The organism is Cardinium endosymbiont of Oedothorax gibbosus (assembly GCF_936981045.1).
In the GTDB taxonomy this organism is placed as follows: Bacteria; Bacteroidota; Bacteroidia; order Cytophagales; family Amoebophilaceae; genus Cardinium.
In genome coordinates this window covers 1031493-1043134 of sequence record NZ_OW441264.1, presented here as the reverse complement: position 1 = coordinate 1043134, position 11642 = coordinate 1031493, and the positions used below count along the sequence as shown (strand labels likewise).

8 protein-coding genes and 4 pseudogenes are annotated in these 11642 nt (G+C 34.8%); 3 read left to right on the top strand and 9 right to left on the bottom strand.

All coding sequences use genetic code 11. The features are described 5' to 3' along the window. Nucleotides 1-16: 16 nt before the first annotated feature. Nucleotides 17-364, bottom strand: a complete 348-nt coding sequence (locus NBW36_RS04915; RefSeq protein WP_250238156.1) for a hypothetical protein — start codon at nucleotides 362-364, stop codon at nucleotides 17-19. 196 nt (nucleotides 365-560) lie between these two features. On the opposite strand from NBW36_RS04915, the pseudogene NBW36_RS04910 reads away from it, so the two are divergent. After that, nucleotides 561-1382 (top strand): annotated as a pseudogene (locus NBW36_RS04910) (IS982 family transposase). Between the two features lie 8 nt (nucleotides 1383-1390). On the opposite strand, the pseudogene NBW36_RS04905 reads toward NBW36_RS04910, so the two are convergent. The 6 genes and pseudogenes from NBW36_RS04905 to NBW36_RS04880 all read right to left on the bottom strand — a co-directional run. Next, nucleotides 1391-1875, bottom strand: a pseudogene (locus NBW36_RS04905) (transposase); the annotation flags it as partial. Between the two features lie 143 nt (nucleotides 1876-2018). Further along, the gene (locus NBW36_RS04900; RefSeq protein ID WP_250238154.1) at nucleotides 2019-2312 is read right to left on the bottom strand and encodes a DciA family protein; all 294 of its coding nucleotides are present in this window, start codon (nucleotides 2310-2312) and stop codon (nucleotides 2019-2021) included. 167 nt (nucleotides 2313-2479) lie between these two features. Further along, entirely contained in the window at nucleotides 2480-3859 is a 1380-nt protein-coding gene (locus tag NBW36_RS04895) for a LysM peptidoglycan-binding domain-containing protein (RefSeq protein WP_250238152.1), read from the bottom strand. 181 nt (nucleotides 3860-4040) lie between these two features. Then, entirely contained in the window at nucleotides 4041-4748 is a 708-nt protein-coding gene (locus tag NBW36_RS04890) for an IS6 family transposase (RefSeq protein ID WP_250239171.1), read from the bottom strand. A 42-nt stretch (nucleotides 4749-4790) separates the two neighbouring features. Beyond that, nucleotides 4791-5880 (bottom strand): peptide chain release factor 2 gene (prfB, locus tag NBW36_RS04885; RefSeq protein ID WP_250238150.1). Its coding sequence is split into 2 segments (ribosomal slippage): nucleotides 4791-5822 and nucleotides 5824-5880, totalling 1089 coding nucleotides; the frame shifts between segments, so codons are not numbered across the junction. Between the two features lie 23 nt (nucleotides 5881-5903). Continuing rightward, nucleotides 5904-6608 (bottom strand): hypothetical protein, encoded by a 705-nt coding sequence (locus tag NBW36_RS04880; protein ID WP_250238148.1) that lies wholly within the window; start codon nucleotides 6606-6608, stop codon nucleotides 5904-5906. A 372-nt stretch (nucleotides 6609-6980) separates the two neighbouring features. Here NBW36_RS04880 and NBW36_RS04875 point away from each other — a divergent pair, with 372 nt between their 5' ends. Further along, on the top strand, nucleotides 6981-7688 hold the full coding sequence (locus NBW36_RS04875) for an IS6 family transposase (RefSeq protein WP_250239135.1): 708 nt from the start codon (nucleotides 6981-6983) through the stop codon (nucleotides 7686-7688). A 62-nt stretch (nucleotides 7689-7750) separates the two neighbouring features. Here NBW36_RS04875 and NBW36_RS04870 read toward each other — a convergent pair. Continuing rightward, nucleotides 7751-8275, bottom strand: a pseudogene (locus NBW36_RS04870) (IS982 family transposase); the annotation flags it as partial. A gap of 95 nt (nucleotides 8276-8370) precedes the next feature. Here NBW36_RS04870 and NBW36_RS04865 point away from each other — a divergent pair. After that, nucleotides 8371-8877 (top strand): annotated as a pseudogene (locus NBW36_RS04865) (IS982 family transposase); the annotation flags it as partial. A 76-nt stretch (nucleotides 8878-8953) separates the two neighbouring features. Here the strand turns inward: NBW36_RS04865 and NBW36_RS04860 are convergent. Then, nucleotides 8954-11596: a BamA/OMP85 family outer membrane protein gene (locus NBW36_RS04860; RefSeq protein WP_250238146.1), complete on the bottom strand. Its 2643-nt coding sequence runs from the start codon at nucleotides 11594-11596 to the stop codon at nucleotides 8954-8956. Nucleotides 11597-11642 lie beyond the last annotated feature (46 nt).

Below are 11642 nucleotides of genomic sequence, written 5' to 3'. Positions count from 1 at the left end.
TTGCTTACAGGCCCAATTAGAATCTTCGATTTATATGTTCCAGAATATCGTCCAACTGCGTGGAATAATCTAATCGATGACAGTATCCCCAAAGGGCAAACACATCTCCTCCTTTGCCCGTTTGATAGCATATAAATTGACATGTTTTACTTACCTTTCCAAAATAAACGAATACTCTCAAAGAGGATCTAGATTGGTAATTTCCTTCTATATTAACGGGATCAAAGCCAGAAACAAGAGATCCAATTAAAGATACTTCACTGATTCTTTGGAGAATCATTTCTTTTGTTATTCGCTTCTTTACTTTACCCTCTACCACAGGATTTTTCTCTTTTTCTACTACTGGTGCTTTTTCTACTGGCATACTCATTCTTTTAAAATTCAGCATTGGTAACCTGAGTTCGGGATTAGCTTGTTAAAAAATAGCTTTAAAAAGCTTCTTTGTGTTTTAAATTTGGAGATAAAAAAATACTAACCAGATTATCCAAAGGAGCCAGTTATGAATGTAGAAATAATTAGTTGAAATATATTATGCTGTTGATGAATTTCTCATAAAGTTTATGCCATATATGGAAAAACAACTGTTAACCAACTCTAAAAGAAAACCCACTAGAACTTGTTCATTAACTTTGAGTGAAATAATGACTGTTCTTATTGCCTTTCATGTGATTGGTTTTAGAAGTTTTAAGTCTTATTATATTCATTTACAGCAATTTCATTCTAGTGAATTTGGAAAGTTAGTAAGCTACAATAGATTTATAGAACTGATCCAAAGAACGTTAGTTCCCTTGTACTGTTTTACACAAAGTCTTTCTAAAACAAAAACAGGTTGTTATTTTATGGATGCAACAGCCATCAAGGTTTGCCATATCAAAAGAGCCTATACGCACAGGGTTTTTAAATCGATTGCTACTAAAGGTAAAACCAGCATCGGTTGGTTTTTTGGATTAAAGTTGCACTTGATAGTCAATTATTTAGGAGAAATCATGAATTTTCAACTGACCACAGGTAAAACTAATGATAGGCTTCCTGTAGAAAATTTATGTAAACACTTGATGGGTAAAATGTTTGCCGATAAAGGTTACATAAGCAAAGATTTATTTTAAAAACTGATCGAGAAAGGCGTGGAACTCATTACCCAAATCAGAAAAAATATGAAAAATGCTTTTATGCCACTCTGGGATAAACTGATGCTTAGAAAACGATCTATAATTGAAACTATTATAGATCAGCTCAAAAATATTAGCCAGATAGAACATTCCAGGCATAGAAGCATACCTAATTTTCTAGTCAATTTGATAGCTGGAATTACAGCTTATGCACTAAAAGAGAAAAAACCTTCTATAACTAATATATATATGACTGGTTCACAATACGTCTAATCCCGAACTGAGGTAGTTATAGTGCGATCTTCATGGAGATCATAGCTTTTTTTACCTTTAGGCCGTCTAGGCGTAGGGGTAATAGAGACATCAACAACTGCACCATGTTGAACGAGTACTCCATGTGCAGCTAGCTGATCATTAATGATTTTCAATAACTTTTCTAGGGCCTTTTGTTCGGTAAGGGAAGTCCTAAATCTGCTTAATACACTATGATCTGGAACACAACTATCCATCGAAATACCACAAAATCTGCTAAAAGTAATACGATCATTTACTTCTTCTTCTACTTGATAGTCACTGAGTGAATACCAGGTCTGAAGCAAGAGCATTTTAAACAAAAGCAGCGGATAGGGTAATATGAGCGGAGTAATTTTTCTACTGATGACCAATTAACTAGCTTATTAATTTGATCAAAAAAGGTATGTTTGCATTTACCCCTGTTCGCTGAAATATCTGCCAAACTTAACTGACCACTTGTTTGAATTGCCATAACAATACTATTAAAAAGCTTAAGTATAAACGATTAAAGAAGTAACATAATTTAACCATTGTATAACACTAAAAGTCACTTTTTATACCAAAGCTTAAAACTCTATTGCAACGGCCTCATCACTTAGATCAATAAGATGGTCATTACAAAAAAACAACATCCCGCAACAGCGTATTAGGCATGTCTGCATGAAGCATCATAAGGATTTTATCTTTATTAAACTTTAACTCATGCCGTAAAGGTGCAGAAGTTATTTTTAAAAAAATCTTGTTATGGTGCACATAAAGATTTTCCGTTCTATCACAAACTACCTTAGGCATCGTTTTATGCCATGCAGAACGTACCATAGCCGCTGTTAGTTGTTTCTGAAAAGGAGAAGTTTCAAGAAATATGTTCATCAATTCCTTAAGACTTCTTGTCTGATGCGCATCATGCATAATGAATAGAATTTTAAAATATAGCCCTGACAATGATCAGAAAATCATATTCGTTCAACCAATGGTGTCAACTTAAGGATGATACCCCTCAGCAAATCCAAGCCATAAGGCATTTGTATACTACCTTACTTATCAAGCAAAAAGTAGCCTTCTGACCATTTCTCCCTTTAAAGTGGATCTACATTATAGTATTCCACTGGGACCTTACGAGGTCTAATAAACCGCAACCATAGTACACGCCCCTTTTCCAACGGTTCTACTTGCTTCATACGATTTTTTTCCAAAAGAGCAGATTGCTTCATACCATATCGTTGTGCAATACTCCATATATCTTCTCCCGATGCTACAACGTGATAGTGTGTGCCGCCTTTACGTCCTTTTGAACTATAATAATATATAGCCCCTGGCATCAGCTGGTGAGTTTTTTCAATCTCATTTATAAGAAGAAATGGATCTATACCCAAGCCGACTAACTTGGCCAAATAGGGAATGGTATCTCCTTTTTTTGCTACAATAGCCAATCTTCCATTGGCTTTAACCAATCTAGCAGAACGGGCATCTTTTAAAGGCATAATTTCAGGAAAAGTAGGCTTTAAATACTTGGCATAATCTATACTATAAGGTTGGGAGGTCTGTTGTCTGGGTGATACTACGGTTTGTTTCTGTTTAAGTGATCTATTGTTTAATGGTCGAGTAAGGTTTAGCACAGGATAGATATGGGCATGGGAATGCGTATGAAGCAATGGCACCAACAAAGAACACTTTGTATTATGTGGTACCACAGCCGTCCTAAGCCACTGATTATGTTCGGATAATAACTTTTTATCTACCTTTAAGTGGGCCGCAATATCTTCTAATCTTTGGCCATCGTGCCCTTGGTCATAGATAACCAGCTGTAACTTTGAATGCTTTTTTTTTCCAGCCATCTTTCCAAATGCCAGCTTAGTAGCTATAACAGAAATGATATAATGATCCGTCTTATCATCTAATCGTACTACTTCAGCCCCATAGCATTTTTCAGGGAATAGCTTTACTGCTCCTGCCCTACCCCTATTATAAGCCAGTAACGCGCCCAGCCAACTATTAAAATATTGGTTATGGATTTTTAAAAAACGAGCTGCCGCTTTTGTGGACTGAATTAAATGCATTCTTTCATCTACAAGATGATCTATAGTTAATTGTAACCCCAGACCAGTTGCCTTTTGAATTTGCCAAAAGCCTACATCTTGAGTATGACTTACTGCACCCCCTATCAGCATACTTTCATGCACAGCTTGGAATTTAAAATCATCTGGAACTTTTTCCTCGGCCAAGATTTTTTCTATAAGTGGAAAAAAAAGATGGGTTCTTTCTAATATTTTATTAAACAACCTTTCTGATCGGGTCAGCTGGTTTACTTTTTCTTGCACACGCTTACGAGCACCATTTGTAAGCTTCAACTGTATGTTTGCAAACCGCACTACTTTTGGCACAACAATTGATTGCGATACATCAACAGCCGATCCACTGAATGGTACTAAGGAAATAACAAAAAAAGCCCAACGCATAGATCCAAATCAAAAAATAAGCAAACCACAAAGCCTTAGCGCAACAAATGCTAAAAAGCTACCCTTAAGCTAGCAAATCAGAACTTACCCGCTATGCGGGCTGCAAACATGTTGATTTTCGGTTCTGTTGCGTCTATAGTTTTCTTAGTATAGGTTTTTCGTTTAAGTCAAATTTTGGATATTATGCGGCCATTAAGATAGCAAAGTTCTCAAAAGTAGAAAGATGATTTTTAGCTCCTCTTACTTGTCCTTTTTGAATCATACGAATGTTTTCTATCCCTGAAATAGTAATGGAAGCAGAATAAAAATTCTTAAAACCCAGCATAGGTTTTATCCGTTTTTTGATAAACCTATGATCTCGTTCAACTCTATTATTCAAATATTTGTTTTGCAATATTTGAATGGTATGATCTTGATCAAGATCTGTATTGATCGCATCAAGGGCAACTTTATTACTACCGCTTTTGTCAATTACTACTTTCTTAGGAATATTATTTTCTGTGATCGCCTTGCGAAAAAAAGAAAGCGTTGAAGACTTGTCTCTATGATCAGATAGAAAAAAGTCAACTGTATCACCATAACGATCTACTGCTCTATATAAATAGATCCACTTCCCGTTTAGTTTAACATAGGTTTCATCCATTTTCCAACTACTACCAACTGGTCGTTTTCTTTTTCTTACTGCTTTATCTATCAGAGGAACAAACTTAATAACCCATCTCTGTAGCGTAGAATGATCAACTCTTGCGCCTCTCATACGCATCATCTCTTCCAAATCTCTATAGCTCAAGGAAAAACGACACTTCATGTATACAAATAACAGGATGACTTCTGATGAAGAACAATAACCTTTAAAATATGGTAATAACTCGGGAGAAATATTAAACATAATAACTACTTTTTTAAATACCGATAGTAAAATAATCATTTTTTAGAATAAACGCGACAGAACCACAAATAAATACCTTTTTATAAACCCATCAAGATCTCCATCTAAAACATTTTCTACATCTTTTCGTTCATATCCTGTTCGGTTGTCTTTAATAATTTTATAAGGATGTAATACATAGCTCCTAATTTGAGCGCCAAATTCAATCTTTTTTTTGCTCTGTTCTATTTGTTGCTGTTTTGCCCTTCTCTTTTCTAATGCTTGTTGGTAAAGCTTAGATTTAAGCAGTTGCAAAGCTTTATCCCTATTTTGTAGTTGAGAACGTTCTTGCTGACATTCTACTACAATACCAGAGGGAAGATGCTTCACACGAACAGCTGTTTCTACTTTATTTACATTTTGCCCTCCGGCTCCACCAGACCGAAAAGTATCCCAGCTTAGATCTGCAGGATTTATTTCAATTTTTATGGAATCATCGATAACAGGCGCTGCATATATAGAAGCAAACGAAGTATGTCGTTTACCTGCAGCATCAAACGGAGAAAGACGGACCAGGCGATGAATACCCACCTCTGCTTTTATATATCCATATGCATAGGAACCGATTATTTCCAACGTAACAGCCTTAATGCCCGCACTATCTCCTGGTTGGTAGTGAACGGTTTTAACCGTATAACCCTTTTTGGTGGCCCACATCGTATACATACGCGCCAACATATAGGCCCAATCCTGGCTTTCTGTACCACCTGCACCCGGCTTTATATCTATGATGGCATTTAAATAATCCTCCTTGCTATCCAGTATTTTTTTTAATTCAACTTCCTCTAACAATTTAGCAAGAGATGAGGCTGCAAGCGCCAACTCATCTTGCACTGCAGCATCTTCTGAAAATAAGGCTTCTAATAAAAGGAGCTCTTCCCATTGAGCCTGTAGGGTATTGAATTGATCAATTGCTTCTTTTAAGATTTTAACTTTTTGGATGGTTTGTTGGGATTTTGCTGGATTAGACCAAAATGAAGGGGCTGCAACTGCTTCTTCTAATAGCTGTAGTTGTCTATTTTTACTAGCATAGTCAAAGACAGTCCTTTAAGGCCTCTATTCTTTCTTCTAGGTAAGCATATTTGGTTTTCATAAACTTATTTTAACAACAACTATTTATTTTACAAAATGCACACGATTCCCTATAGACTCTGTTATTTGATCGGGAGCGAAGACATAGTGAGCAATACGTATGGTCTTTCTATCCTTAGTGAGTTCGCTTAATGGATTGCTATAATCTTCAATTTCTTTATAGAAAGTATAGATAGTCGTATAAGTGGTTTCCTTAAAAAAGGAGGCCAAATCTAAACTTTTAACCAGACAGTTATCATATTGTTGGTAAAAGAGTATCTTTTGTGTGATGCCATTTACATCCTGACGAACAAAGAGCCCATCATCAAGACTAAAATAGGTAATTTTCAAAGGATCCAAACCTTTATTAATTTTTCGTATTGCTTTATTAAGTGCTTGAATAGTATTAAATCTAAACATTAGCTGGAAGCTAAGCATCTTCTCATCATAGCCGACTCGGATCTGGCTGATATCAGATATTTTTTCAAGACGTGCTTGGGCCTTACTAAAAGCCTTATAACCAATAGATTTAGTTATACCTTGATACTTATAATCTTTATTTAAGCATTTAATGACCGAAATCAACTTACTGGTCTTAGTTAAATCTACTTTAATGCTAAATTGACCAGATCCATCTTCCTTAAAATAGGCCCTTTCTATAAAATCTACACCTAAAGCAAGGCTACTAGAAACAGATTGAAAAAAAAACAGCAATACAAAAACTATAAACCCAACTTTTCTTGGCTGCATCAGCATAAGGATTAGAGCAATAAAATCAAAAAAAATATAGAATGAAGTCTTACATTCAAAACCTATTTTGCATTAACAATTGCATATAACGATATAATTTCTTTTAAACAATAGGTATATATAATTTCTTTTAAAATAAAGAGTTAGCACTTTTCTAATTTAGATGTAATCAAAAATGCAGGTATAACGTTTGATTGATTTAAGTGGCCGATGGGCCAAATTTATGAAATTTTTATTTTACTTATAAAATTTAATTAAGGGAATTTATATCATACTTTTTTCTTGATAAAAAAGTGTGCAAAAAATCAGGTTCTGTCGCGTTTATTCTAAAAAATGATTATTTTAGTATCGGTATTTAAAAAAGTAGTTATTATGTTTAATATTTCTCCCGAGTTATTACCATATTTTAAAGGTTATTGTTCTTCATCAGAAGTCATCCTGTTATTTGTATACATGAAGTGTCGTTTTTCCTTGAGCTATAGAGATTTGGAAGAGATGATGCGTATGAGAGGCGCAAGAGTTGATCATTCTACGCTACAGAGATGGGTTATTAAGTTTGTTCCTCTGATAGATAAAGCAGTAAGAAAAAGAAAACGACCAATTGGTAGTAGTTGGAAAATGGATGAAACCTATGTTAAACTAAACGGGAAGTGGATCTATTTATATAGAGCAGTAGATCGTTATGGTGATACAGTTGACTTTTTTCTATCTGATCATAGAGACAAGTCTTCAACGCTTTCTTTTTTTCGCAAGGCGATCACAGAAAATAATATTCCTAAGAAAGTAGTAATTGACAAAAGCGGTAGTAATAAAGCTGCCCTTGATGCGATCAATACAGATCTTGATCAAGATCATACCATTCAAATATTTCAAAACAAATATTTGAATAATAGAGTTGAACAAGATCATAGGTTTATCAAAAAACGGATAAAACCTATGCTGGGTTTTAAGAATTTTTATTCTGCTTCCATTACTATTTCAGGGATAGAAAACATTCGTATGATTCAAAAAGGACAAGTAAGAGGAGCTAAAAATCATCTTTCTACTTTTGAGAACTTTGCTATCTTAATGGCCGCATAATATCCAAAATTTGACTTAAACGAAAAACCTATACTAAGAAAACTATAGACGCGACAGAACCGCCTATCATTAGTTTTACCTGTGGTCAGTCGAAAATTCATGATTTCTCCTAAATAATTGACTATCAAGTGCAACTTTAATCCAAAAAACCAACCGGTGCTGGTTTTACCTTTAGTAGCAATCGATTTAAAAACCCTGTGCGTATAGGCTCTTTTGATATGGCAAACCTTGATGGCTGTTGCATCCATAAAATAACAACCTGTTTTTGTTTTAGAAAGACTTTGTGTAAAACAGTACAAGGGAACTAACGTTCTTTGGATCAGTTCTATAAATCTATTCTAGCTTACTAACTTTCCAAATTCACTAGAATGAAATTGCTGTAAATGAATATAATAAGACTTAAAATTTCTAAAACCAATCACATGAAAGGCAATAAGAACAGTCATTATTTCACTCAAAGTTAATGAACAAGTTCTAGTGGGTTTTCTTTTAGAGTTGGTTAACAGTTGTTTTTCCATATACGGCATAAACTTTATGAGAAATTCATCAACAGCATAATATATTTCAACTAACTTTTCTACATTCATAACTGGCTCCTTTGGATAATCTGGTTAGTATTTTTTTATCTCCAAATTTAAAACACAAAGGAGCTTTTTAAAGCCATTTTTTAACAAGCTAATCCCGAACTGAGGTTAACAAGGTTTTTGCATCAATTGCTACTAAAGGTAAAACCAGTACTGGTTGGTTTTTTGGCATCAAATTACATTTGATAGTCAACGATTTAGGCGAGGTTATGAACTTTCAACTCACTACAGGTAAAACTAATGATAGGCTTCCTGTAGAAAATTTGTGTAAACGCTTGATGGGTAAAATGTTTGCCGATAAAGGTTACATAAGCAAAGATTTATTTGAAAAACTGATGGAAAAAGGCGTGGAACTCATTACCCAGATCAGAAAAAATATGAAAAATGCTTTTATGCCACTCTGGGATAAACTGATGCTTAGAAAACGATCTATAATTGAAACTATTATAGATCAGCTCAAAAATATTAGCCAGATAGAACATGCCAGCCATAGAAGTATACCTAATTTTTTGGTCAATTTGATAGCTGGAATTACAGCTTATGCACTAAAAGAGAAAAAACCTTCCATAACTAATATATATATGACTGGTTCACAATACGTCTAATCCCAAATTCAGGTTAAGAATAAGTAGAAGAGCTATTCCTTAAGCCCCCACCATCGACCGAACGGATACTTTCCATTTAACGTATACTAGGACCAAGGGTGAAGTGATATTCAAAAGAACTTTTGATACTGCGAATATCCTTTACAGGATCCAATCTATAGCCGAAATCCAAGCCAAGCATTGGTACAATAGATATAGGCAAAATAAGACGAATGCCACCACCTATAGATTTTTTTATATTAGATAGGTTGAAATTTTCATAATGTAACCAACTATCCCCTATCTCTACAAAGCCCAATAGATAGCAACAAACCGGTGCCAGGATAAGCGGATAACGCAACTCTGAAACGAACTTATTAAATAAAACGCCCCCTTTTATCTTTTTTGTATAATCTTCCGGTGTAAGGCTATCATCTGGATAACCACGTAGTGAAACAAAATTCACGCCTAATAATTTAGTTAGTATACTTGATGTCCCGCCTAAATAAAATCGCTCAAAAGGTCCTATTGCATTTTTAGACAGGCTGTGTAAAAATCCAGCATGGCCACGAAAATGTAAGACCCAATTGCCTAGCAAACGTTTAAAGTAATAAACATCTGTCATAAACTTTCCAAATTCCTTAAAACGTGGTATAGCTGTTGCTGCAGAAGGAGCATAGCCCAACAAAGTGTAGGGAGGCGTTAAGGTTAAAAAGTTAGACCAAGAAGATCCACTAGTAGGATAATTTGGATTATTTATACTGGAATATATCAATGAAAGGTCTACAGTAAAATCATGCAAAAGTCCTGATCTTCTTTTGTGATCTTCTAATAGTTCATAATGCTGATAATCATGGCGATGGTAATCTATACCCAAATGGCCTTCCCAATATCTAGCAAGCTTTTTGCCTAGGCTTATTCGGCCACCACTTGAACAAATTCCTCCTTTTTTATCTTGTTTTGCAAATGGAAATGTAATTAAGTGCAGCCAATCGTCTAATGCATTCTTTTCAGTACAGGAGGCCTTTTCATGCGCAATATTGAAACCTATGGAAAATATATAACGGCTTTCCTTCAACCACAACCAAGGTTCTTGAAAGGAAAAACTAAAATTTTTGTGATTTTTACCATTCAATTCAGCTACTAAATGCAATTGCTGAGCAGCTCCTAGGGGAATTTTGCTTGTAAAGAGGTTTTGTAAAGAAACATTATTAGAACCCAGTTCAATCCCAGCCATTATCCTATTACTATAATGCGCATTTAGCTTAAAGTCGAACCGAGGTTGTTCTTCTACCGAATAAATAAGATCTACTTGACCTGTAGCTTCATCTGGATGTATATCTGGGATTAATTTTTCTGGCTTAAATAGGTTCAACATGGCTAATCTTCGTAAAGATTCCCGCAAAAGGCCTTGGTTATATTTCTCCCCAGGTAATGTCAGTAGTTCACGGCGAATAACGTAATCATGGGTTAATGTATTGCCTACAATATCTATCTGGCGGATAGTCACCTGCTTCCCCTCTTGAATTCTAATTTCTAGATCTACTTGGTTATCTTCTATACTAGTTTCAACAACTTCTGCACGGAAAAAAAGATATCCATTATTGGTATACAAGTCACTAATAGTTAAATCTGTAATCCCAGGACTCAATCGACTTTTAATATAGAGAGGGTCATATATCCTGTCTTCCTTCAAGTTTAACAACCTATTTAGGTCTTGATCACTATAGACATAATTACCAACCCATTTAATATGACGGATCATATATGGTTTGCCTTCGTTAATTTTTAAATAAATATCCAGTTTTCCATCAGTAGAAGGGTGCAAACGTTCTGCTGCAATATATGCATCTCGAAACCCATGTGACTGATAAAAAAGAATAAGATTTTCTTTAGCTTTTAAATATTTGTCTTCTGTGAAAACAGATGGGAAAAAGGAAACATGATTAAAAAAATAACGCTTGACCTCACCCATTTTTTTAGGCAACTGTAAAAATATACCGCCTTTGCGAATGGGTATCAGGGTGATACTTTTTTTGAAAATATCCTTGAAAAGTGTAAAATGAGGTGCTTCTTGTAGCTCTTTCATATTATATCTTAAGAGATCGGCATCCAAATAGTCATTCCCTTCAAAAATTATTTTTTGAACCCTACTTGTCTTGCCTTTATTTACTTTAATTTTTAGGGTAGCTTTATGATCCATTTTTTGATTTGGAATCAACTCTGTAGAAACCTGAACTTCCCTAAATCCTTTTTCTAAAAATATTTTTTTAATCTTAGCAGTTATTTTTTGAAGAAAAAGCGGCGATAGCGCAACATTATTATTATTATCTACGTTGACTTTGTCAAGCAGCGCTTGCAGCGCTTTTTCATCTTTTTTGGTTAAACTTTCTAAAAGACAACTGGCTAACTGGGGATATTCTTCTACCTGAATAACAAAAGTTGCCAAACCATTTACTTGATCAACCTCAGATAGGTAGACGGCAACAGATTTGATACCATCCTGTTTGGCTATTTTTCGAATAGCATTACGAATTTGTCCAGCGGATGGGTCAACACTTGCTCCTTCTTGTAAACCAGAAAGTGCAATCAGTAGGTCAGACGCTACCAAAACATTACCGACCACCTGAATCTTGCGTACAACGTAACCAGTTGCACCAAAGGTGGGCTGTGCCCATCCTATACATAGACAGAAAAGGCATAACAAACGTTTCACTTTTTTGATATTTGTATCTATCATTATTATAATAAATAGAATAAATTTATAGCTGGATAAGCTACTCCAC